Genomic DNA, 23394 nt, shown 5'->3' on the forward strand with positions numbered 1-23394 from the left:
AACTGTGGGGTTCTGGTAGCGACACGCCAGCGTGTCGCTACCAGAACCCCACAGTTTGTGACCGGTCAGCCCACGGGGACGCGCTTCCGAGGTGGGGTCGAGCCGGTCGAGTCTCCGTCCTCCTCGTCGTCCACGCCGTGCGGGGCGACGTGCGGGAGGAGGCGGTCCAGCCAGTTCGGCAGCCACCAGTTCGCCCGGCCGAGGATCGCCATCGTCGCGGGAACGAGGATCAGCCGCACGATCGTCGCGTCGACCGCCACCGCGACGGCCATGCCGAGGCCGAGCATCTTGATCACCAGGTTCGTGTCGAGCGCGAACCCGACGAACACCGCCACCATGATCAGCGCCGCGCTGGTGATCACGCGACCGGTCGCGGCGAGTCCGTCCACGACACTCCCCCGCCCGTCGCCGGTCGCGAGGAAGCGCTCCCGGATCCGCGACAGCAGGAACACCTCGTAGTCCATCGACAGCCCGAACAGCAATGCGAACATCAGGATCGGCACCCAGCTCGACACCGGCACCGCGTGCGGGATGCCGAACAGCGAGACTCCCCAACCCCACTGGAAGATCGCGACCAGCACGCCGTACGCCGCGCCGATCGAGAGCAGGTTCATCACCGCGGCCTTCAGCGCCACGACCGGCGACCGGAACACCACCAGCAGCAGGACGAGCGCGGTCGCGACGACGAGCCCGATGATCACCCAGAGCCGTTCCTCGATCCGGTCGGCGATGTCGGTCTGGGACGCGACCAGCCCGACCACCTCGCCACCCGACGGCAGCACGTCGTCGCGCAGCCGGTGCACCAGCTCGGCGGACAGTTCGTCCTGCGGCCCGGTGTCCGGAACGACGGTGAACAACGCCGCGTCGCGATCCGGAGAGAACAACGGACCAGTGACCATGTCCACGCCAGAGGTGTCGGAAAGCCTTGCCTGCAAGGAAGGCAGCTCGTTCGCCGCCACCTTGTCGAGGTCGACGAGCACTGTCAACGGGCCGTTGGCACCCTCGCCGTACTCGGCCGCGACCAGGTCGTACGCGCGCCGTACGGTGTTGGACTCGGGCTCGCTGCCTGCGTCGTTCGGCCAGGTGCGCATCGCCAGCAACGGTGCCGCCAACGCGACCAGGAAGAGCAGCGCGGCGAGTCCCCACGGCAGCGGGTTCCGGCCCACCCGCCGGGCCCAGCGCGCGGTCCACGGCTGCTTGACCGCGGCCGGGACGACCTCGCCGGCGGCGAGCGCGGCGCGTTCCTTCTTGCCCAGCACGCGATGTCCCGCCAGGCCGAGGAACGCCGGCAGCAGCGAGACCGCGGCGACGACGGTGATCGCCACGACCATCGCGCAGGCGAAGCCCATCGTCGCGAAGTACGGGATGCCGACGAACGCGAGCCCGCAGATCGACAGCAGCACGGTGAAGCCGGCGAACACCACCGACTGCCCGGCGGTCGCGTTCGCGCGCCCGGCAGCCGCCACGACCGAACGGCCGGCGCGCAGTTCCTCGCGGAACCGCGTCGCGATGAAGAGCGCGTAGTCGATGCCGAGCCCGATCCCGACCATCGTCGCCGCGGTCGGCGTCGTCGTACTCACGTCGGTGAACGCCGCCATCAGCGAAACGCCGGCGAGACCGATGCCGAGCCCGAATGCCGCGACCAGCAAGGGAAGTCCGGCAGCGACGATCGAGCCGAACGCGAGCAGCAGGATGACCAGCGCCGCGGTGACGCCGATGGCCTCGGCCGTCCCGTTCGGTACGGAGATGTCCTCGGGCACCTCGCCGCCGAGCTCGACCTGGAAACCCGCGCGTTCGGTGGCGGCTGTCGCGTCCTCGAGCGCGGTGACGGGCTCGACGAGGTCGGTGACCGGCTCGTCGTACTGCACGGTGAGGATCGCGGTGTCGCCATCGTCGCTCGGTTGCGGCGCGGAGACCTCGGTGACGTGGTCGACCGTGAGCAGCTCTTTGCGCAGCCGGGTGAGCTCGGCCGCGGGGACGGGATCGCCCTCGCGGTCGTGCACGACGACGCGGGCCGAGGTTCCCCCGTACGCGGGGAAGCGCTGCTCCAGCAGGTCGATGCCGGCCTGCGAGCGCGCGCCGGGTAGCTCGTAGACGTTGTGCATCGCGCCGCCGAGCGTGACGGCCGCCGCGACGGCGGCGGCGAGGACGACGAGCCAGGCCGCGAGCGTGCGCCACGGATGGCGGGCGGCCGACGTTCCGAGCATGGCGAGCAGCCTGGACATGGCTGACGTTCCCTCCCACAGCGTGATTCCCGTGTGCTGTGGTCGAGCTTGGCAACGCCGACTTTCAGCTGACTTAAGGAGTGCTCTCGCGGTCAGGCGGGGACGCCGCGGACGGGGTCGAGGCGAGGTCGAGCAGCACCATCGCGTCGTGGTCGGGCGTGCCTGGGTCGGCCAGGTACGCGACCATCCGCAGCCCGTCGGTGCCGGTGAGCTGGAGCGACTCGTACGCGAGGGTCATCCGCCCCACGACCGGGTGCTGGAACTTCTTCTCCCCCGCGGTGCGCGGCCGGACGTCGTACTGACTCCACAGCTGGGCGAACTCCTCGCTCTTCATCACCAGCTCGCCCACCAGTGCGGTGAGGTCGGGCGCGTCGGGCTCGGCACCGGCCAACGCGCGCATCCCCGCGACGCTGCCGGTGACGAGGTCCTCCCAGTTCACCCAGAGCGTCCGCGCGTGGGGGTGCAGGAACACGTACCGGATCAGGTTGCGGCGTTCCCTGGGCCATTCCTCGATGCCGGGGAAGAGTGCGATCCCGCCCGGGTTCCAGGCCAGCAGGTCGTTGATCTTGTTGACGACGTACGCGGGGTTCGGCCGCACCGACTCGAGCAGCAGCATCGTGCTCGGCCGGACGGTGCGCGAGGACCAGTGGTGCTTGGGCGCCGGGCCGCGGGTGGCCGCGTCGGCCAGCGCGCGGAGGTGCTCGGCCTCCGGGCCGTCGAGGCGGAGGACCCGTGCCAACGCCCCCAGCACGGCGTCGCTCGGATGCGTCTCCTTGCCGCGCTCCAGGCGGGTGTAGTAGTCGATGCTCACGCCTGCCAGCGTCGCCAGCTCCTCGCGCCGGAGCCCGGGAGTACGACGTACGCCAGGCCCGGCCGGCAGCCCGACGTCGGCCGGCCGCACGCGTTCGCGCCGGGTCCGGAGGAACCTGCCCAACTCGCTCATCACCTCCCAGTGTGCCCACGCCGCTCGCGAACCTGGGGGGCCGTGTCGCACCCCGGCAGAACGCGTCCTGCCTCGCGCGCCCGCCGGCCAGCAGGGTGAACGGCATGACGACGCACGCCCCACGGACCGCGACTTCCGGGAGGGCGGCGGCCGGAGCGGCGCTGCCGGTCGCCTCGCTCGGGTTCCTCCTGATCATCCTCGACACCTCCGCGGTCAACGTCGGGCTGAACGCGATGGGCGCCGACCTCGGTGGCGGGATGTCGAGCCTGCAGTGGGTCGTGGACGGCTACACGCTGCTGTTCGGCGCGCTGTTGCTGTCCGCTGGTGCGTGGTCGGACCGGATCGGCGCGCGCCGGGCGCTCGGCATCGGCCTGGCCGCGTTCACGCTCGCCTCCGTCGCGTGCGGGCTGGCGCCGACCATGCCCGCGCTGATCGGGGCGCGAGTCGTCCAGGGTGCCGCGGCGGCCGCCCTGCTCCCGTCGTCGCTCGCGCTGGTCCGGCAGGCGTACGACGACGCCAGCAGCCGCGCTCGGGCGATCGGGATCTGGACGGCGAGCGGCGCGGGCGGGATCGCTCTCGGGCCGGTGCTCGGCGGGCTGCTCACGACCGCCTGGAGCTGGCGCGCGATCTTCCTCGTGAACGTGCCGGTGGGGATCATCGGCCTGCTGCTGCTCGCCCGGACGCGTCCCTCGCCGCGGCGGCCCGCTCCGGTCGACCTGCCCGGGCAGGTGCTGGCGGTGGTCGCGCTGCTGGCACTCACGTTCGGCGTGATCGAGGGCAGCCGGGACGGGATCCTGGCTCCCCCGGTCCTGCTGTCCGCGCTGGTCACGGTGCTCGCCGCCGCGGCGTTCTTCGCCGTCGAGGCGCGGGTCCGGCGGCCGATGCTTCCAGTCGCGCTGTTCCGTTCCGGCGCGGCGGTCACGGTGCTGCTCGCCGGGTTCGCGAACAACGCCGCGTACTACGGCGTCGTGTTCGTGCTCAGCCTGTACGCGCAACGCGAGCTCGGCCAGTCGGCGTTGTCCACCGGGCTGATGTTCGTACCGATGAGCCTGGTCGTCGTCGCGGTGAACCTGCTCGCCCCGCGGATCGCCGCCCGGATCGGAACGTGGCGGACGATCGTCGCCGGCCAGCTGACGATGGCGGCGGGCATGCTCGGGTTGCTGCTGATCGGCGGACCGCGACCGATGCAGCTCGCGTCCCTGCTGTTGCTCCCCCTCGGGCTGGGTGCGTCGACAGCCGTTCCGCTGCTCACGGCCGTCCTGCTGGACAGCGTGGCGCCGGAGCACGCCGGGATCGCGGCCGGCGCGTTCAACGCGGCGCGGCAGCTCGGTGGCGGGCTCGCGATCGCGGTTTTCGGTTCGCTCGCGGTCGGCCTGCGCTCGTTCCACGCCGGCTTCGTGGCGAGCGTGCTCCTAGGGGCGGGCGGTCTGCTGGTCGCGGTCACCGTGACGCTGCTCGGTCGACACCGGTCGTGAGGATCAGGCCGTGGGTTGGGCGTTTTGAGGCATCCGCCGGGCTGGCGGCCTCTATGGTGTCCGCGTGAGCCTCCGGCTGCCGCTGTTTCCGCTCGGCACCGTGCTCTGCCCGGGCTGCGCGATGCCGCTGCACGTGTTCGAGGAGCGCTACCGACGACTGGTCGAGGACCTGCTCGCCGGGCCGAAGGACGCGCGTGAGTTCGGGGTGCTGACGATCCGGCGCGGCTTCGAGGTCGGCGAGGGCGCGGCGCTGGACTACTTCGACATCGGCTGCTCGGCGGTCGTCGACGACGTGACGAAGTACGAGGACGGCCGGTACGACCTGGTGACGCACGGGCATCGCCGGTTCACCCTCGCCGACCTCGACACCACCGGGCCGTACCTCGTCGCGTACGTCGACCTGGTCGACGAGCCGATCGGCGACGACGCGGAGGAGGCGGCGTCGGTCGCGCGGCTGGTGTTCGCGCGCTACCAGCACGTGCTGATCCAGCTGCGCGACCTGCGCGTCGTGGTGGGTGACCTGCCGGACGATCCGGTGCAGCTGTCGTACGTCCTCAGCGCGGCCGTGGTGTCGCCGACGTTCGTTCGCCAACGCCTGTTGGAGATTCCAGACGCGACCGCGCGGCTGATCGCGGTCGCCGGGCTGATGCGGAACGAGCTTCTCGCGATGCGCGCGGTGCCTTCGTTGCCGGCGACGGAGGTCACCAGGTTCGGATATACGCCGAACTAGCCACATTGTTGAACGAGTCGTGACCTGACGGACTCGCGCGGGCACGTCCGGTTTGCCAGAATTCACCCGTGAACACGCAGGGATCGGTTCCGCCGCAAGGCCCGCCTGGCGCTCGGCCGTCCGGTTCAGGGCAACAGCCGATGGGTCCATGGGGGCCGTGGCCGCAGCAGCCACCCCAGCCGCCCGGTCCATCGCAGCCGCCACCGCGGCACGGCAACAAGCGCATCCTGCTCGTGGTCGGCGCGGTCGTGGTGGCGCTCGGGCTGGTGGTCGCCGGCGGCATCGGCGTGTACGTCGGCTTCGTGGATCGGATGATGAAGGGCATCCAGCCGATCAGCGCCGATCCGCTCGACAACGACCCCGCGAAGGACTGGCAGCCCGGGCCGGGCGCGGTGCTGAACGGCAAGGTCGCCTGGTCGGACACGTTCGTCGAGAACGACCCGTTCGACGCCCATCCGATCGGGTACTGGCTGACCGACTCGACGTTCGTCCGCGGCTCGCACAGCCGGCTCGTCGCGTACCAACGCAAGTCCGGCCAGAAGGTCTGGCAGCTGGACGCCCCGAAGGACCGCAAGTTCTGCGGGATGACGACCAGCACCGACGGCCGGACGGGCGCGCTCGCCCTCGACGTCGAGTCGACCAAGCGGTCGGAGCTCACCAAGCTTCCCGAACGTGTCTGCAAGGACGTCCAGCTGGTCGATCTGTCGAGTGGCCAGGCGCGCTGGACCACGAACTTCCCGGCGAAGACGGCGACCGGCACGCCGAGCTCCGCGGTCCTGGAGCTGGTCGGGAACGTCGTGATCTTCCAGAGTGACGCCGACGGGTTCGGCGTCGAGGTGACGACCGGCAAGCGGCTCTGGTCGACCCAGAAGCTCAAGCGCGGCGAGTACGACTGCACGCCGCAGGACCTGATGCCGGACCCGACCGCGGGTCACTTCGTCGGGCTGTGGCGATGCGGCTTCGGCGCCGCGACGACGATGTTCACCGGGATCGTCGCGCCGGCCTCCGGGCGGATCGGCCAGGTCGCGGACCTGCCCAAGGGCAGCATCGACCCGAGCTGGGCCGGTGGCATCGGCATCGCCTCGACCGAGCCCACGGTGGTCGTCATCCCATCCACCTCCGGCACGGACACGGAGGGCAAGGGTCGCATCGTCGTGCTCGACGCCGCGGGGAAGCCGACCTTGTCCATCCCGCAGACCGGCTCGTACGGCACGCTCGACCTGACGGCCACGGGATCGTCGACCGACGTCGCGGTCCCCGATGCCGGGCGGGACCGGTTCCGCATGGCGGTGGTCGACGGGCGGACGCTGTACGCGACGACGGTGCTCGGCGTCTCCCAGTCTGGCCAGGAGAACGTCGTGGTGGCGTTCGACCTCGCCACCGGTAAACCGCGGTGGACCGGGAAGGCCGGGAACGGCGACACCGTGAAGGTCGTCGGCGCGGACAAGGACGGCGCGATCGCGATGTCGGCGGGCACGTACCAGGATCCGCCGCAGGTGCTGCGCTACGCGGCGGCCGACGGGAAGCGGGCCGAGCTCGGGCCGCCGTACCCGCGGGACTACATCTCGACGCCGATCCTCACCTGGATGATCTGGGCGGACAACCAGGTGATCATGGTGCCGTGGAAGGAGCTGCCGTCGGTGATCGGCGCCCCTCCCCCGTCGTCGGTGTGGGCGTTCGGGTAGATGTGGAGTCGTGGCGAAGAGTCGTAACACGCAAGGCACGCCGGCGGTCCTCGCGCTGCAGCGCGCGGGGGTGACGCACACCGTGCATCCGTACGAGGTCGCGAGCGACGGCTCGCGGCACGCGTACGGCCTCGAGGCGGCCGCCGCGCTCGGGGTGCCGCCGGAGCAGATCTTCAAGACCCTGTTGGCCTCCTGCGACGACCGGCTCGCGGTGGCGGTCGTCCCGGTGAGCGCGTCGCTGGACCTGAAGGCGTTCGCCTCGGCACTCGGCGCGAAGCGGGCGGTGATGGCGGAGTCTTCCGATGCCGAGCGGTCGACGGGCTACGTGGTGGGCGGGATCAGCCCACTGGGACAGCGCAAACGGCTCCCGACCGTCGTCGACGCGAGCGCGTTGTCGCTGGCGACGATGTACGTGTCGGCGGGCAGGCGCGGCCTGCAGGTGGAGCTGACGCCGGCCGACCTCGTCCGCCTCACCGACGCCAAGACCGCCGAGATCGCCCGCCCCGCCTGACCCCCGTCCACAGCCCGACCGCACTTCACCCACCCAGCCGGGGTTGTGCAACCTAGCAACGGGCCTGCGAACCCCGGTCCGGTGGGTGAAAGTCGGGACGAGCTGTGGGCGGTGGGGCATGAAGAGGCCCGCCTCTCCGTGGTGGAGGGGCGGGCCTGTTCGCTGTACTGGTGTTGCTCGGCTACTTCACGACCACCCGGACGGTGAACGTGCCGTTGCCGTCGCTCGTCTGCGTGCCGCTCATGCCGATGGAGCGGAGCACCTCGACGTTGGCGCGCTGCTCTTCCGGCATCCGCTCTATGTAGAGCGGCTCCAGCTTGTCGAGGTCGGCGAACATCGCGAACGTCGCCTTGTCGGCGTTCGGCACCGCGAGCTTGAACGCCTCGCTCGAGCCGAGCTTGCCACCGGCGGCCAACGTGTCCGCGTACTTCTGCGACGTCGCCACGATGAACGAGTCGGACGTCTTCGCCTTGGCCAACGACAGCTCGACCTCGCCGGTGTCGGCGACGGCCTTCTCGACGATGCCGAAGACGTCCTCGGCCTTCTGCACGTCGGTCTGGATCTTCGCGCCGAACTCGGGGATCGGCTGGTTCTTGCTGATCGATCCGCCGTCCGCGGCGAGCGTGAAGTTCTTGCCGAACAGCGTCTGCAGGTCGGCCGGCAACTTCAGGCCGTACTGGTCCTCGGCCATCGACAGGTACGCCTGCAGCTGGGCGTCGAAGCCCGCCTTCTTCGCGGTCTCCAGCAGGTTCGGCCAGGCCTGAGCCACCCCGTCGCCGAGCCCGGAGATCGAGAGGGCGCCAACAGTGGAGTCGGGCAGGTCGCCGAGCCGTACGGGCACGGTGTCCTTGACCACAGGGACCTTCAGCCCGAAGCTCTGGCTCGCGAGCTCGACGTAGTTGCCGTCGAAGCGGACCACGCCGGCGTACCGGAAGTCCTTGAGCGCGGCCAGGCTCTCCGCGGAAGCGCCCTCGGGCAGCTCCTGCGTCGAGGCGCCCACGGTCGCGAGGCGACCCATGTGCACCCAGAACGAGAAGATGCCGTCGTCACCGATCGCCTTGAAGTCGGCCTTGAACTGCTCCTCGTTGCCCAGCGGGCTCTTCCCCGCCGCCGCGACGGCGGCGTCGGCCTGCCCCTGCGACTCGGCGAGGATCGCGTAGCCGTCGAGGAACGCGATGCCGGACGGGTCCTTCTTGCCGGACTCGCTCGCCGCGCGCAGCTTCTCCAGCCCGACGCGGGCCTTCTCCTCGTCCTTGACCTGCAGAGCGACGATGCCGCCCGGCTCCTTCTCGCCGTCGGCGGGCGGCATGATCGCCGCGCCGGCACGGTCGCCGATCCAGGGCTCGATGTCCTTGGCGTAGTCGAGCTTCGCGAGGTCCTTGTCCTCGGCCTTGGCGCTCTCGAACATCGCCTTCTTCAGGTCGTTGTCCTGGCCGATCTTCTTGCTCAGCTCGGGGAACTTGCGGGCGAAGTCGAGCATCGCGACCTTCTGCCCGGCCGACGGGTCGAGGTCGATCCGTACGTAGCCCAGCGCATTGCTCGGCAGCACCTGCTGCGGCTGCGTGCCACCACCGGAGAGCAGGTTGAACGCGAACGCACCGCCACCACCGACGAGCACGACGAGCACCGCGGCCAGGATGATGATCGGCAGCCGGCTGCGCTTGCGCTGCGGGTATGGCTGCCCGGCACCGGGGCCGGGACGCCACGGCGTACCGGGTGGCAGGCCACCCTCACCAGGTCCACCGGGGCCACCAGGTCCCTGCGGAGGCGGCGGGTAGCCACCCTGCTGGGGCGCGCCGTAATGCTGACCCGGCGGAGGTCCCTGCGGCGGCTGCTGGGGCGGGTAGCCGCCCTGCGACGGCGGACCGTAGTGCTGCGGCGGCGGACCCTGCGGAGGTCCTTGCGGCGGCTGCTGCGGCGGGTAACCACCCTGCTGCGGCGCGCCGTAGTGCTGGCCGGGCGGAGGCCCACCTTGCTGGCCAGGCTGACCGGCCTGACCCGGCTGGCCTGGCTGGTTCGGTTGACCAGGGCCGAACGGCGGCCGTTGATCGTCTTGGGACACAGGGACACCCCCCGAAGAGAAGGAACGAGGTAGGACGTTACTGCACCGGTCGTGGTGCGGGTTCGTCCGAGTCCTGGGACGTGTGGACAACGCTTTCGGCTCCCCATCGTTCGCGCCAGGTGAGCCATACCAGCGGGACGATCGGCGCCAGCGCGGCGATCGGCCAGATCAACATCACGCCGTACGCGTGCAGCCCCAGCGGCGCGGCCAGCTCGGTGCCGACCTCGGCGCGCGGCTGCCAGGCCAGGACGAGCTCGCCGCCGGCGAAGTAGCTGCCCACGGTGAGGGCGAGCGCCGCCGCGATCCCGGCGCCGATGGCCATCGCCACGACGACGGCCGGCCCGCGGCGCTGGAAGATCATGAACAGCGTCGTGCCGAGCAGCAGCCCCAGGATGCTGGCGAGCGCGGCGTACGTTCCGTCCATCGCCATCAGCTGCCCGGCCTCGGCCTCGCTGAGGGGGAACGGCCCGAAGTCGGTCATCACCATCTGGACCTGGGGCACCAGGTGCGGCCACACCAGTCCGGAGCCAACGCCGGCGAGCACGAACACGCCGAGGATCACCAGTACGGCCTTCAGCCGGCTCGGCTCGCGCTCGCGGCGCGGCAGGTAAGCGGAGAACTCGGACTGCGGAGGGTAAGGGATAGTCACAGTGAGCGGAATTCTAGCCAGGCAACCTGAGTTCGGTCAGGCGACGCAGCCCGGACCGAGCAGCGCCTTGAGATCGGCCATCAGTGCGATCGACGGCGTCACCCGCCAGCGGTCCTCCAGTCGCAAGACCAGCGTCTTGGTCTCCGAACGCAGATGCAGGTGCACCTGGGTCATCCCCGGGTGGGTGCCGAAGATCTCCTTCAGCCGGTCCACTACCGGCGGCGTGCAGCGCTCCCGTGGCAGGCCGATCTTCACCGGCCCGGTCTGCTGCTCGGTGATGTCCGGCACCGAGAGCTCCATCGCGATCAGCTGCGGCTGGTCGTCGCGCTTGTCCAGCCGGCCCTTCACCACGACGACCGCGTCCTCGGCGAGCTGCAACGCGTAGAGCTGGTACGTCGAGGGGAAGAACATCACGTCGATGCCACCCTCGAGGTCCTCCAGGGTGACGATCGCCCACGGGTCGCCGCGCTTGGTCATCTTGCGGGTGATGCCGGTGATCAGCCCGCCGATGTTGACCGTCGAGCCGTCCGCCCGGTCCTCGTCGGTGAGCAGCGTGCCGACCGTACAGTCCGAGGCCGTCGCGAGCACGTGCTCGATGCCGAACAGCGGGTGGTCCGACACGTACAGGCCGAGCATCTCCCGCTCGTGTGCGAGCAGCGTCTGCTTGTCCCACTCCGGGATCGTGCTGACGAACGGCTCCTCCGGGGTGTCGGAGTCAGCCGGCGAGTCGAGCCCGCCGAACAGCGCGTCCTGCCCGTTGGCCTCGTTGCGCTTGAGGTCGACGACGTCGTCGACCATCACCTCGTACCTCGCGACCAGGTCGCGCCGGTGGTGCCCCATCGAGTCGTACGAGCCGGCCTTGATCAGCGACTCGATCGTGCGCTTCTGGCAGACGACGAGCGGCACCTTCTTGAGGAAGTCGCGGAAGTCGGTGTAGCGGCCCTTCTCCTTGCGGGCCGCGACGATCGCGTCGACGACGTTGCCGCCGACGTTGCGGATCGCGGAGAGGCCGAAGCGGACGTCGGTGCCGATCGGGGTGAAGTCACCGGCGGACTCATTGACGTCGGGAGGGAGGACCTTGATGCCGGCGCGGCGACACTCGTTCAGGTAGATCGCCATCTTGTCCTTGTCGTCCTGGACGCTGGTCAACAGCGCGGCCATGTACTCGGCCGGGAAGTTGGCCTTGAGATAGGCGGTCCAGTACGCGACGAGGCCGTAGCCCGCGGTGTGCGCCTTGTTGAACGCGTAGTCGGAGAACGGAACGAGGATGTCCCACAGCGACTTGATCGCGCCGTCGGTGAAGCCGCGCTCCTTCATGCCCGCGGCGAACGGGCCGTACTCCTTGTCGAGGATCTCCTTCTTCTTCTTGCCCATCGCGCGGCGGAGCAGGTCGGCCTGGCCGAGGGTGTAGCCCGCGACCTTCTGCGCGATCCTCTGCACCTGCTCCTGGTAGACGATCAGGCCGTACGTCTCCCCCAGCAGCTCGTCGCCCATCTCGGCGAGCTCGGGGTGGATCGGAGTGATCTCCTGCTGGGCGTTCTTGCGCAGCGCGTAGTTCGTGTGCGAGTTCGCGCCCATCGGGCCCGGGCGGTAGAGCGCGAGCGCCGCCGAAATGTCCTCGAAGTTGTCCGGCTTCATCAGCCGCAGCAGCGACCGCATGCCGTTGCCGTCCAGCTGGAAGACGCCGAGCGAGTCGCCGCGGGCCAGCAGCTCGTACGTCGGCCGGTCGTCGAGCTCGAGCTCCAGCAGGTTGATCTTGATGCCGCGGGCCTGCTCGATGTTCTTGACCGCGTCGTCCATGATCGACAGGTTGCGCAGGCCGAGGAAGTCCATCTTCAGCAGGCCGAGCGTCTCGCAGGTCGGGTAGTCGAACTGCGTGATCACCGCCCCGTCCGCCTCCCGCTTCATCAGCGGGACGTGGTCGATCAGCGGCTCGGCCGACATGATCACGCCAGCGGCGTGCACACCGGTCTGCCGGATCAGGCCCTCCAGGCCGCGCGCGGTGTCGATGACCTTCTTGACGTCGACGTCCTGCTCGTAGAGGCTCCGGACCTCGCCGGCCTCGTTGTAGCGCGGGTGCTTGTCGTCGAAGATGCCGCTGAGCGGGATGTCCTTGCCCATCACCGCGGCCGGCATCGCCTTGGTGATCTTGTCGCCCAGCGCGTACGGGTAACCCAGCACCCGGGACGAGTCCTTGATCGCGGCCTTCGCCTTGATCGTGCCGAACGTCGCGATCTGCGCGACCTTGTCCTCGCCCCACTTCTCGGTGACGTACCGGATGACCTCGCCGCGCCCACGCTCGTCGAAGTCGATGTCGATGTCAGGCATCGAGACGCGGTCGGGGTTGAGGAAGCGTTCGAAGATCAGGCCGAACGGGATCGGGTCGAGGTCGGTGATGCCGAGCGCGTACGCGACCAGGCTGCCCGCCGCGGAACCGCGGCCCGGGCCGACTGGGTGGCCGTTGCGCTTCGCCCACATGATGAAGTCGGCGACGACGAGGAAGTACGAGGGGAACCCCATCTGGAGGATGACGTCCATCTCGTACTCGGCTTGCTTCTTGTACCGCTCGTGGTCGGGGTAGCCGTCGGGGAACCTGCGGTCCATGCCCTCCCAGACCTGGGCCTTGAAGAACGACGCCTCGTCGCCGCCGTCCGGCACCGGGAACTTCGGCATCAGGTTGCGGAACTCGAACATGCCCGCGGTGTCGATCCGCTCGGCGATCTCCAGCGTGGTGCGGCAGCCCTCCTGCCAGGCGTCCCCACTGTCGATGCCGCGCATCTCGTCGGCGGTCTTGAGGTAGTAGCCGGAGCCCTCGAACTGGAACGTGGGAGCGGCGAGCGTGCTCGCGGTCTGCACGCAGAGCAGCGCGGAGTGCGCGGTCGACTCGTGCTCGTAGGTGTAGTGGCTGTCGTTGGTGACGACGAACCTGAGGTCGAACTCCTTGGCGATCTTCTCCAGGCCGGCGCGGCCGCGCCGGTCGATGTCGATGCCGTGGTCCATCAGCTCGACGAAGAAGTTCTCCTGGCCGAAGATGTCCCGGAAGTCGGCGGCGGCCTGTCTTGCTTCGTTCTCCTGGCCGAGCCTTATTCGCGTTTGGATCTCCCCGGACGGGCAGCCGGTGGTGGCCATCAGGCCCTCGGAGTACGTGGACAGCAGCTCGCGGTCCATTCGCGGCTTGCGGAAGAAGCCGTCCAGCGAGGCCCTGGTCTGCAGCTTGAAGAGATTCTTCAGGCCGACCGCGTTCTTGGCCCAGATCGTCATGTGCGTGTAGGCGCCGGCACCGGAGACGTCGTCGTCCTTCTGGTGCGGCTGCCCCCACTTGACGGGCGCCTTGTGGAACCGGCTGTGCGGCGCGACGTACGCCTCGACCCCGATGATCGGCGTGACGCCGGCGCCCTTGGCCTTGGTGAAGAAGTCGTACGCCCCGTGCAGGTTGCCGTGGTCGGTGATCGCGATCCCCGGCATGCCCTGCCGATTGGCCTCGGCGAACATGTCCTTGAGCTTGGCAGCGCCATCGAGCATGGAGTACTCGGTGTGTACGTGCAGGTGCACGAACGAGTCGGACATGCTCTGCTGCGCCTCCTGAACTACCTCTGTGCAGCCGGTGTGCTGCCGGGTCGCGACGTCACTTGCGGGGATCGCCGATCGGGGAAGGTGTGGTCGGCTACCGCGGAACTCCGACTCTAGAGGGCCCCGCCGACAACTCGCCGGAGGGCTCAGAGGGACACTCCGAGGCCTGTCGAAAGTCTCACGATCCGATCGGCCCGGCCGCTGTTTCCGCAGGCGGGCTTTCCCGCAACCGTAGAGTTGGGTCGCCACGCAACACACCGGGCGGCGATGTCGCGGAAGGGCGTCCCGTGGCCTACAGGCTGGGTGCGATCACTCTGGGAGTCACGCTCGCGGTGGCTGGCTGCGTACCGCAGGATCACCCAGCCGAGCGTCGGCCCACCACGCCCGGTGTCGAGTCGTCCATCGAGCCGTTGCGGACTTCTCCCGGCCAGGTGGTGCTGCGCTGTCGCGACGCCGTGGCGAGCACGACAGGAGACGGCGGATCGCGTCGCGGTGCCCTGGTCATCGACGACGTCGTGATCGAGTCATGGGGGCCAGCTGGCAGTCCGATGTCTCCGGCCGCGGACGTCCTGACCAGTGTTCCCTCAACGGACCGGCGCTACTTCGCCAAGGCGCCGGTCCAGCTGCCGCCGGCCTCCGGTCCGGTGTCGATCCGGGTGATCGAACCCCGAGGAGTGACGCTCGGTTGGGTCCCGGGCTACCTGTGGACCGACCCGAGACGCGACTACTCGTTGGCGGACTACGAGTCCCGATGGGTGACGTTCGCAGGCTGCGGTGGTGCCGCCACGTATCTCGGTGGGGTGCTCAGTACCGAGTCCAGCACCTGCGCGACCTTCGAGATCACCACGGCCCGCCGCGGCCGGACCCGCGTTGTGGTGGCGCTCGGTCAGGCCGACTGCGACGCGAGCAGGTAGATCCATTCCTCCACCTCCTCCTGGCGGATGTCGGAGAAGGCGCGGGTGTCGCCGATGCGGACGAAGCCGTTGCGCTCGAGGACCTTGATCGAGCCCGCGTTGTCCTGGACCACTCGGGCGTGCAGCGGGCGGTCCAGGAGCGTGGTGAGGAGCTCGGCGAGCGCCTTCGTCGCGAGGCCGCGACCCCAGTGTTCGCGGGCGATGCCGTACGTGACCTCGTGGTCGCCCTCCATCCAGAAGGCACCCACGCTGCCCACGACCTGGCCGTCCTCGACGATCGCGAGCATCACGCAGGCGTCGTCGGCGAGGATCTTCGCCACGTGCGCGGTGAACTGCTCCCAGTCGCGCGGCTTCGGCGGGCCGAACGCGGCCATCCGGTGGCCCTCCGGGTCGAGCTGCTGCTCGTACAGGGCCGGCAGGTCTTCGGGGGTGACTTCTCGCAGCATGCCGCCGATCCAAGCACTGGCCACCGACAACCCGGTCCTAGTGCTTCGCCACGTCCAGGCTGGCCTCGATGATCGCGGTCACGATCCGCCGCAGCTGGTCGGCGCCGAGGCGCGGGGCGAGCTCAGCCATCCGGGCCACGATCTCCTCCTCGCGGTCGAGGTCGCGGCCGGCATGCCCGCCGACCGGCTTGATGCGCTGCACCTGCTCGGTCAACGCGGCGCGATGCTCCAGGAGTACGGCCAGAGCGGTGTCGATCTCGTCGATCGCTGCCCGGCATTCCGCCAACGTGGACGGACGCGTGGCAGGCAACAGCGGGCGTACGGCCTCTGCCAATTGGTCCATGACCAGCACCGTAGCGCCGGCCATCCACGCTAGCCAAAATGGTCGAGCCGGCTCGCTCAGTTTCGCGCCGGACCGTCTGGTCACCGTCTGTCAGCGGCCTGGCCGATGTGCAATAGGGCTGCTTCTTCGACGAGCCGGCTCGACTAGCTGGGCGAGTTGTCCACCGATCGGGCAACCTCGAGCGCGCTGGTCAGGTCGTCCGGGTACGACGAGGAGAACGACACCCGCTCCCCCGTCCCCGGATGCGTGAACGCCAGCTCGTACGCGTGCAGCCACTGCCGGGTCAGCCCGAGCCGCTGCGCGAGCACCGGGTCCGCACCGTAGGTCAGGTCGCCGACGCACGGATGACGTACCGCCGACATGTGCACGCGGATCTGGTGCGTCCGCCCCGTCTCCAGCCGGATCTCCAGCAGCGACGCGTGCCGCAGGGCCTCCAGCGTCGAATAGTGCGTCACCGACGGCTTGCCCGACGCGACGACGGCCCAGCGGTACTCGTGCACCGGGTGCCGGTCGATCGGCGCGTCGATCGTTCCGCGCGATGGATCCGGGTGCCCCTGCACGAGCGCGTGATAGATCTTGTCGACGGTGCGTTCGCGGAACGCGTCCTTCAGCACCGAGTACGCGCGTTCGGACTTCGCCACGACCATCAGCCCGCTCGTACCGACGTCGAGCCGGTGCACGACGCCCTGGCGTTCGGCCGCCCCGGACGTCGAGATCCGGAAGCCCGCCGCCGCCAGGTGCCCGACCACGGTCGGACCGCGCCAGCCCGGGCTCGGGTGCGCCGCGACGCCGACCGGCTTGTCGACGACGACGAGGTCGGCGTCGTCATACACCACGCGCATGCCCTCGACGGTCTCCGGCGCGACCGGCTCAGCGGGCCGCGGCATCTCGACCTCGAGCCAGGTGCCGGCCGACACGCGTTCGGACTTCATCGGCGAAGTGCCGTCGAGCAGTACCAGCCCCGACTCCACCAGCTCGGCGGCCTTCGTCCGCGACACTCCGAACAGCCGAGCGAGCGCGGTGTCGAGCCGTTCGCCCTCGAGTCCTTCGGGTACGGCGAGGCTGCGACGCTCCCCGCTCACTCCTTGCCCTCGCGTACCTCACGCACCTCGCGCGTGCCGTCGAGGCGACGCCCGGTGAACGTGAGCAGGATGACCAGGCAGACCGCGCAGGTGATCGACATGTCGGCGACGTTGAACACCGGCCAGTACGGCAGCTGCAGGAAGTCCACGACGTGCCCGCGCATCACGCCGGGGTCGCGGAAGAACCGGTCGATCAGGTTGCCGAACGCGCCGCCGAGCACGAAGCCGAGCGTGATCGCCCACGCGACGCTGCCGGCCTTGAACGTCAGCCGGATGACCACGGCGACCACGATCAGCACGAAGCACACGACGACCGGCGTGAACGCCGAACCCATGCCGAACGCCGCGCCGCCGTTGCGGACGAGCACGAGCGTCAGCAGGCCGTTCAGCAACTGGATCGGGCCGTCGCTGAGCTCGTTCAGCGCGATCAGCTTGGTGATCTGGTCGATCAGGATCACGACCGCGGCGACGCCGCCGGAGAACGCGAGCAGCACGCCGCGTGGGCGGTGCGGCTTGGGCGGCTGAGGCGGTTCCACCGGGGGGTCCGCGGGGGCGTCGGGTCCTATGGCGTCGTCGTTCAGCGACGCTCCTCCAGCTGTTTGCATGTCAGGCACAGTGTCGCACGCGGGAATGCCTGCAGCCGACCCTTCCCGATCGGGTTGCCGCAGCGTTCGCAGATGCCGTACGTGCCGTCCGCGATGTGGGCTTGGGCACGGGCGATCTGGGCCAGCATCTCGCGGGCGTTGTTGGCGAGCTGGATCTCGTGCTCGCGTTCGTACGCCTTCGAACCCTGGTCGGCCTGGTCGTCGCCGGCTCCGTCTCCGGCGTCGCGGGTGAGGTCGGCGAGGTCGTGGTCGGTCTCGTCGATCTGGGCCTGCAGCCGGTCGGCATCGGCCTGGAGCTCGTCCGCGACCTCCTGCAGCTCGGCGTCGGACCAGGGCGACTCGTCGGCGCGGACGACCAGGTCGCGGGCCGTCTTCTTCGCGGGCGCCTTCTTAGCCAGAGTCGTCTTCTTGGCAGCTGGGGCCTTCTTGGCTGGCAGGGCTTTCTTGGCGACTGGGGCCTTCTTGGCAGGAGCCTTGGCCGCGGCCTTCTCCGCCGGAGCCTTCTCCGCCGGAGCCTTCTCCGCCGGAGCCTTCTTCGCCGGAGCCTTCTTGACGGGCGCCTTCTTGGCCGGCTCCTTGGCGGCAGCCTTCTTCGCCGGTGCGGCCTTCTTCACGACCGTCGTCTTCGCAGCCGTCTTCTTCGCGGGCGCGGCCTTCTTGGCCGCCCGGGTGCCGCCACTGGTACGCGCCATTGCGAACCTCCGTTCAGGCTAGCCGGGGTGCCGGAAGGATAGGCCCGGCCGTTCCAGACCTTCAATCATCCGCGCCGAGCAAGTCCGCAAACCTTTTCTGTACATCCGACGCGCCGATATCGACAACTTTGTCCCGATTAGTCGCTCCGGAAACCAGCGTGACCGCGGACTTCGGGACGCCGAACGCGGCCGCCACCGCCGCCAACGCTGCCGCGGTCGCCCGCCCGTCCACAGCACGCTCCGTCACCGCCACCACCAGCGCCTCGCCCCGCGCCCCTGCGTAGCGCCCACCGACCCGAGCGCGGCGCGCACCGGGCTTGACCCGCAGGGCGATACGGAACGACTCGGCCACTCGCCTATCATCGCGAAGCGTGACCGCTAGCTATCGCCCCGTCCCGCCCCAGGTCGACCTGCCCGAGCTCGACCACGCGATCCTCTCGTTCTGGCGGGACAACGACGTGTTCGCCAAGTCGCTCGCCAGGACTCAGGACGGCGAGCGCTGGACGTTCTACGAGGGCCCGCCCACCGCGAACGGGCAGCCGGGGGCGCACCATGTCGAGGCGCGCGTGTTCAAGGACATGTTCCCGCGCTACCAGACCATGCGCGGGCGGTTCGTCGAGCGCAAGGCCGGCTGGGACTGCCACGGGCTGCCGGTCGAGGTCGCGGTGGAGAAGGAGCTCGGCATCTCGGGCAAGCCGCAGATCGAGGAGTACGGCGTCGCGGAGTTCAACGCGAAGTGCCGCGAGTCGGTGAAGCGGTACGTCGGCGCGTTCACCGAGCTCACCGAGCGCATGGGCTACTGGGTGGACCTGTCCGAGGCGTACTGGACGATGAACCCGTCCTACGTCGAGTCGGTCTGGTGGTCACTCAAGGTCATCTTCGACAAGGGCCTGCTGGTTCGCGACTACCGGATCAGCCCGTACTGCCCGCGCTGCGGCACCACACTGTCCGACCACGAGCTCGGCCAGCCCGACGTCTACCAGATGGTCGCCGACCCCTCGGTGTTCGTACGGATGCCGCTCACCTCGGGCCCGCTCGCCGGCAAGGCGTCGCTGCTGATCTGGACGACGACGCCGTGGACGCTCGTCTCCAACACCGCCGTCGCCGTGCATCCCGAGGTCGAGTACGTCGCCGCGACCGACGGCAAGGAGACGCTGATCGTCGCGGCCGACCTGCTGGCGGTACTCGGCGAGGGCTGGAAGGTCACCGAACGGTTCCGCGGCGCGGAGATGGAGCGGTGGACGTACTCCCGCCCGTTCTCGCTGGTGGAGCTCGAGGACGCCAACTACGTGGTGGTCGACCCCTACGTCTCGACCGAGGACGGCACGGGCCTGGTGCACCAGGCGCCGGCGTTCGGCGAGGACGACTACCGGGTCGGCCGCAAGTACGGGTTGCCGGTGGTGAACCCGGTCCGTCCGGACGGCACCTTCGAGGAGTCGTTGAACCTCGTCGGCGGCAAGTTCTTCAAGCAGGCTGACGATTCGCTGGTCGTGTCGCTGCGCGAACGCGGGCTGCTGTTCCGCGGCGAGAAGTACGAGCACACGTACCCGCACTGCTGGCGCTGCGGCACCGCCCTGCTCTACTACGCGCTCCCGTCATGGTTCATCCGGACGACCGAGCGCGCCGAGGCGCTACTGGCGGAGAACGAGAAGACGAACTGGTTCCCGGACACGATCAAGCACGGCCGGTACGGCGAGTGGCTGCGCAACAACGTGGACTGGGCGCTGTCGCGGAACCGCTACTGGGGCACGCCGCTGCCGATCTGGGAGTGCGACGAGGGACACCTCACCTGCGTCGGATCCCTTGCGGAGTTGGGCGATCTCGCGGGCGCCGACCACGGTGACGTGGATCCGCACCGGCCGTTCGTCGACGACATCGCGATCGCCTGCCCCGACTGTGGCGGAGAGGCGCGGCGCGTGCCCGAGGTGATCGACGCCTGGTACGACTCCGGCTCGATGCCGTTCGCGCAGTTCGGCTATCCGTACGCGGAGGGGTCGAAGGCGACGTTCGAACAGGCGTACCCGGCGCAGTTCATCTGCGAGGCCGTCGACCAGACCCGCGGCTGGTTCTACTCGCTGATGGCGGTCGGGACGTTGGTGTTCGACCGGTCGTCGTACGAGAACGTGCTGTGCCTCGGGCTGATCCTGGCCGAGGACGGCCGGAAGATGAGCAAGCACCTCGGCAACGTGCTCGAGCCGATCGGGCTGATGGAGCGGCACGGCGCGGACGCGGTGCGGTGGTTCATGGCGTGCTCGGGTTCGCCGTGGACGGCGCGTCGCGTGGGCGACACGACGATCCAGGAGGTCGTGCGCAAGGTCATCTTGACATACTGGAACACGGTCGCGTTCCACACGCTCTACGCCTCGCTGGCGGACTGGACGCCGTCCGCGCCGGTGGAGTCGTCGAACGTGCTGGACCGCTGGCTCTCGTCGGAGACCGCGCGGTTGGTGCGGGACCTGACCGAGGCGTACGAGACGTTCGACACGCAGCGGATCGGGCAGCGGCTCGGCGAGTTCGTCGACGACCTGTCGAACTGGTACGTGCGGCGGTCGCGGCGGCGGTTCTGGGCCGGCGACGCCGAGGCGCTGTCGACGTTGCACGCGACGTTGGAGGCGCTGACGCTGGTGATGGCGCCGCTGGTGCCGTTCGTGACCGAGCGGGTGTGGCAGGACCTCGTACGGCCGGTGCGTTCGTCGGCGCCGGTCTCGGTGCATCTCGCGGACTGGCCCGGCGCCGGGGCGGTGGACGACGCGCTGTCGACGCAGGTGACGCTGGCGCGGCGGGTCGTCGAGCTGGGCCGCGCGGCCCGCGCGGAGGCGAAGGTGAAGACGCGGCAGCCGTTGGCGCTGGCTCTGGTGGGAGCGCCGGGCTGGTCGTCGCTGCCGGAGGAGCTGCGCCAGGAGGTCGCGGAGGAGCTGAACGTGCTGCGGCTGCAGGGACTCGTCGAGGCGGGCGAGGAACTGGTCGAGTACGCGGTGAAGCCGAACTTCCGCACGTTGGGCAAGCGCTTCGGCAAGGGAACGCCCACGGTGGCTTCGGCGGTGTCGGCCGCGGACGCGGGTGTGGTGGCGACGGCGCTGCGGGAGTCGGGCTCGGCTGTCGTGACGGTCGACGGTGCCGAGGTGTCGCTGACGGCGGACGAGGTGATCGTGTCGGAGCGGCCGCGCGAGGGCTGGGCGGTCGCGAACGCGCACGGCGAGACCGTGGCGCTGGACCTGCACGTGACCGACGCGCTGCGCCGGGCCGGTCTCGCCCGCGAGGTCGTCCGGCTGATCCAGGAGGCGCGGAAGGCGCGCGGCCTCGAGGTCAGCGACCGGATCGAGCTGCGCTGGTCCGCCGAGTCGGACGAACTGGCCGCGGCGTTGCGCGAGCACGGCTCGTTCCTCGGCGACGAGGTCCTGGCGACGTCGGTCGAGGAGGACGCGCCGGAGCCGGATGCGGGCTTCGCGGTGGAGCTGTCGGAGGACCTCGGCCTGACGCTCTGGTTCCGGAAAGCCAGCGCCAGCTAGGCCAGGTTTGGAATGAGGGCGTCCCTCTGTCGATTAGATCGCTACAGGGACGCCCTCATTCCATAGAACGAGCGAACGCCCCGGGTCCCATGGGGGACCCGAGGCGCTCGCAGCTCGTCCTCGTAGGACTTTCTCGAAGTTAGAGCGATGACTCGTCGTCGTCCTCGAGCAGCGCGTTCAGACGCGGGGTCTGGCCGCCGCCACGCTCGAGGCGCTCGCCGCCGGCCGGGACCGGTTGCGGGCGGTGGGAGTTGACTGGACGCGGACCGTTCGACTCCGGTGCCGAGATGCCCTGGTCGGGGCCGCCCTGCGAACCCAGCGAGCCTTGGCTCGCCAGTGTGCGCAGCTGCGCCTCGAAGTAGGCCTTCAGGCGGCTCCGGAACTGGCGCTCGAACGTCCGGAGCGTGTCGACTTCCTGCTCCAGGCGCTGCTTGTCCTTCTCCAGTGCTCCGAACATCGAAGCCCGCTTCTCGTTGGTCTCCCGCTCGAGTTGCTCGGACTTCGCGCGGGCGTCGGACTCGAGACGCGCGGCCAGACCGCGAGCCTCGTTCTCCATCCGCTCGCTCCGGGCCCGCGCCTCGGCGAGGATCCGGTTGGCCTGCTCCTTGCTCTCGGCAACGAGCTGGTCGGCGTTCTGGGTGGCGATTTCGAGCAGCCGAGCGGCCGCGGTGGACGCTTCGGCGACCGATGCGGGCGCGGGCGCCGGTTGACGCGGTGGCTGGACCACCGGCTCGGGCGGCTGCTCCTGGACAGTCGGGGGCTTGACATAGGCCGCGCCTTCGCCACGTTGGGCGGCTGCGAGCTTCTGATGGAGGTCGTTGTTCTCGTGGTTCAGACGCTCCAGCTCGGACTCGACCTCGTCGAGGAACTGGTCGACCTCGCCCATGTCGTAGCCCTCGCGCAGGCGGACGGGCGTAAAGCGCTTATTGCGCACGTCCTCGGGCGTCAGCGGCATGACCTCACCTCGGGCTCACAGGGTAGACATCGTGGTTCAGGGAGTTACCGTACCCGGTCTCGGCATAGTTGGCAGCGGGGGATGCCCCGAAAGCCGACTAGGTCGCCAAACTGATCACGATCGCCTGCAGGATGTAGATGATGAGGATCAACAGCAGGAACGAGAGATCGAGCGCGAAACCTCCGAGTCGAAGAGGCGGAATCACGCGGCGTAGCGCCCTCAGAGGCGGGTCGGTCGCGGTGTAGACACCTTCGAGAGCCACGAGCAAAATGCCTCGGGGCTCCCAGGACCGGGCGAAGAACTGAACCCAGTCGACCACGAGTCGTACGAACAGCAGGATCAGAAAGATCCAGAGCAGCACGTAGACAATTTGAAAAACGACCGCCACAGATGCTCCTTGGACGGGGATCGGCAACTGCTGCCGACACTACCTGCTTCGGTCGCTTAACGAGCCTCGCTAGCTCTGGTTGAAGAACCCTCCTTCGGCGATTCTGGCCTTGTCCTCGGCCTTGACCGTGACATTGACCGGCGACAGCAGGAAGACCTTGGCGGTCACCCGTTCGATGCTGCCGTGCAGTCCGAAGATGAGTCCGGCCGCGAAGTCGACGAGTCGCTTGGCGTCGGAGTCGTCCATGCCGGTGAGGTTCATGATCACCGGGGTGCCGTCGCGGAAGTGCTCGCCGATCAGGCGGGCGTCGTTGTACGTACGCGGGTGCAGCGTGGTGATCCGCGACGACCGGTCGGTCGGATCGGGTGCCACCTGCACGGGCGGCCTGTTCGGCAGCGCGGAGACCGTGGCCTCGCGCTCGAAACCGCTCTCGCGGACACGCTCGTCGCGGCGCGGCTGTGCCTCAGCCTCGCGCGGCTCACGGTCGTCGTACTCCCCGTCGAAGGCAGGGTCGTATTCATCGTCGTAGCGGTCCTGGTCTTCCACCAGCCCCAGGTAAACCGCTACCTTGCGCATCGCGCCTGCCATGTGACCTCTGCCCTCCAGTTGC

Annotated in this window: 20 protein-coding genes; 6 read left to right on the top strand and 14 right to left on the bottom strand. The window is 69.5% G+C overall.

From position 1 onward, the window contains the following. Positions 1-65: 65 nt before the first annotated feature. Together JOD67_RS25815 and JOD67_RS25820 are read right to left on the bottom strand one after the other, a co-directional pair. Entirely contained in the window at positions 66-2225 is a 2160-nt protein-coding gene (locus JOD67_RS25815; protein ID WP_205120279.1) for an MMPL family transporter, read from the bottom strand. 73 nt (positions 2226-2298) lie between these two features. After that, on the bottom strand, positions 2299-3168 hold the full coding sequence (locus JOD67_RS25820) for a helix-turn-helix transcriptional regulator (RefSeq protein WP_205120280.1): 870 nt from the start codon (positions 3166-3168) through the stop codon (positions 2299-2301). A 104-nt stretch (positions 3169-3272) separates the two neighbouring features. On the opposite strand from JOD67_RS25820, the gene JOD67_RS25825 reads away from it, so the two are divergent. From JOD67_RS25825 to ybaK, 4 genes are all read left to right on the top strand, one after another. Beyond that, a complete protein-coding gene (locus JOD67_RS25825; RefSeq protein WP_205120281.1) occupies positions 3273-4643 on the top strand; it encodes an MFS transporter in 1371 nt (456 codons plus the stop codon). Between the two features lie 64 nt (positions 4644-4707). Beyond that, the gene (locus tag JOD67_RS25830; RefSeq protein WP_205120282.1) at positions 4708-5373 is read left to right on the top strand and encodes an LON peptidase substrate-binding domain-containing protein; all 666 of its coding nucleotides are present in this window, start codon (positions 4708-4710) and stop codon (positions 5371-5373) included. A gap of 140 nt (positions 5374-5513) precedes the next feature. Further along, a complete protein-coding gene (locus tag JOD67_RS25835; RefSeq protein ID WP_205120283.1) occupies positions 5514-7058 on the top strand; it encodes an outer membrane protein assembly factor BamB family protein in 1545 nt (514 codons plus the stop codon). Between the two features lie 10 nt (positions 7059-7068). Continuing rightward, a complete protein-coding gene (ybaK, locus tag JOD67_RS25840) occupies positions 7069-7569 on the top strand; it encodes a Cys-tRNA(Pro) deacylase (protein ID WP_205120284.1) in 501 nt (166 codons plus the stop codon). Between the two features lie 181 nt (positions 7570-7750). Here the strand turns inward: ybaK and JOD67_RS25845 are convergent, their stop codons facing one another. Genes JOD67_RS25845 through dnaE form a run of 3 tightly spaced genes read right to left on the bottom strand, consistent with a single transcriptional unit; the run spans position 7751 to position 13847 of the window. Continuing rightward, positions 7751-9631, bottom strand: a complete 1881-nt coding sequence (locus JOD67_RS25845) for a DUF3352 domain-containing protein (RefSeq protein ID WP_205120285.1) — start codon at positions 9629-9631, stop codon at positions 7751-7753. A gap of 37 nt (positions 9632-9668) precedes the next feature. After that, complete coding sequence (locus JOD67_RS25850; RefSeq protein ID WP_205120286.1) at positions 9669-10280, bottom strand: hypothetical protein; 612 nt, start codon at positions 10278-10280, stop codon at positions 9669-9671. A gap of 36 nt (positions 10281-10316) precedes the next feature. Next, positions 10317-13847 carry a DNA polymerase III subunit alpha gene (dnaE, locus tag JOD67_RS25855; RefSeq protein ID WP_205120287.1) on the bottom strand — a complete coding sequence of 1177 codons (3531 nt, stop codon included), beginning with the start codon at positions 13845-13847 and terminating at the stop codon, positions 10317-10319. Between the two features lie 290 nt (positions 13848-14137). On the opposite strand from dnaE, the gene JOD67_RS25860 reads away from it, so the two are divergent. Further along, positions 14138-14764 (top strand): hypothetical protein, encoded by a 627-nt coding sequence (locus JOD67_RS25860; protein ID WP_205120288.1) that lies wholly within the window; start codon positions 14138-14140, stop codon positions 14762-14764. Here JOD67_RS25860 and JOD67_RS25865 read toward each other — a convergent pair. From JOD67_RS25865 to JOD67_RS25890, 6 genes are all read right to left on the bottom strand, one after another. After that, a complete protein-coding gene (locus JOD67_RS25865; protein ID WP_205120289.1) occupies positions 14737-15210 on the bottom strand; it encodes a GNAT family N-acetyltransferase in 474 nt (157 codons plus the stop codon). The two genes, JOD67_RS25860 and JOD67_RS25865, sit on opposite strands and share 28 nt — an antisense overlap. Positions 15211-15247: 37 nt before the next feature. Beyond that, positions 15248-15553, bottom strand: a complete 306-nt coding sequence (locus JOD67_RS25870; RefSeq protein ID WP_205120290.1) for a chorismate mutase — start codon at positions 15551-15553, stop codon at positions 15248-15250. A gap of 143 nt (positions 15554-15696) precedes the next feature. After that, the gene (locus JOD67_RS25875; RefSeq protein WP_205120291.1) at positions 15697-16635 is read right to left on the bottom strand and encodes an RluA family pseudouridine synthase; all 939 of its coding nucleotides are present in this window, start codon (positions 16633-16635) and stop codon (positions 15697-15699) included. Then, on the bottom strand, positions 16632-17171 hold the full coding sequence (gene lspA / locus JOD67_RS25880; RefSeq protein WP_205120292.1) for a signal peptidase II: 540 nt from the start codon (positions 17169-17171) through the stop codon (positions 16632-16634). The genes JOD67_RS25875 and lspA overlap by 4 nt, the downstream gene beginning before the upstream one ends. A gap of 41 nt (positions 17172-17212) precedes the next feature. Beyond that, on the bottom strand, positions 17213-17932 hold the full coding sequence (locus JOD67_RS25885) for a TraR/DksA family transcriptional regulator (protein WP_205120293.1): 720 nt from the start codon (positions 17930-17932) through the stop codon (positions 17213-17215). A 61-nt stretch (positions 17933-17993) separates the two neighbouring features. After that, on the bottom strand, positions 17994-18284 hold the full coding sequence (locus JOD67_RS25890) for a DUF167 domain-containing protein (RefSeq protein WP_205120294.1): 291 nt from the start codon (positions 18282-18284) through the stop codon (positions 17994-17996). 19 nt (positions 18285-18303) lie between these two features. Between JOD67_RS25890 and ileS the strand changes: the two genes are divergently transcribed. Further along, positions 18304-21441 carry an isoleucine--tRNA ligase gene (gene ileS / locus JOD67_RS25895; protein WP_307782552.1) on the top strand — a complete coding sequence of 1046 codons (3138 nt, stop codon included), beginning with the start codon at positions 18304-18306 and terminating at the stop codon, positions 21439-21441. A gap of 139 nt (positions 21442-21580) precedes the next feature. Here ileS and JOD67_RS25900 read toward each other — a convergent pair whose 3' ends face one another. From JOD67_RS25900 to JOD67_RS25910, 3 genes are all read right to left on the bottom strand, one after another. Next, entirely contained in the window at positions 21581-22396 is an 816-nt protein-coding gene (locus JOD67_RS25900) for a DivIVA domain-containing protein (protein WP_205120295.1), read from the bottom strand. Between the two features lie 97 nt (positions 22397-22493). Next, positions 22494-22784, bottom strand: a complete 291-nt coding sequence (locus JOD67_RS25905) for a YggT family protein (RefSeq protein WP_205120296.1) — start codon at positions 22782-22784, stop codon at positions 22494-22496. 69 nt (positions 22785-22853) lie between these two features. Further along, complete coding sequence (locus JOD67_RS25910; RefSeq protein ID WP_205120297.1) at positions 22854-23372, bottom strand: cell division protein SepF; 519 nt, start codon at positions 23370-23372, stop codon at positions 22854-22856. Positions 23373-23394: the final 22 nt, after the last annotated feature.

This window comes from Tenggerimyces flavus, from assembly GCF_016907715.1.
GTDB lineage: Bacteria > Actinomycetota > Actinomycetes > Propionibacteriales > Actinopolymorphaceae > Tenggerimyces > Tenggerimyces flavus.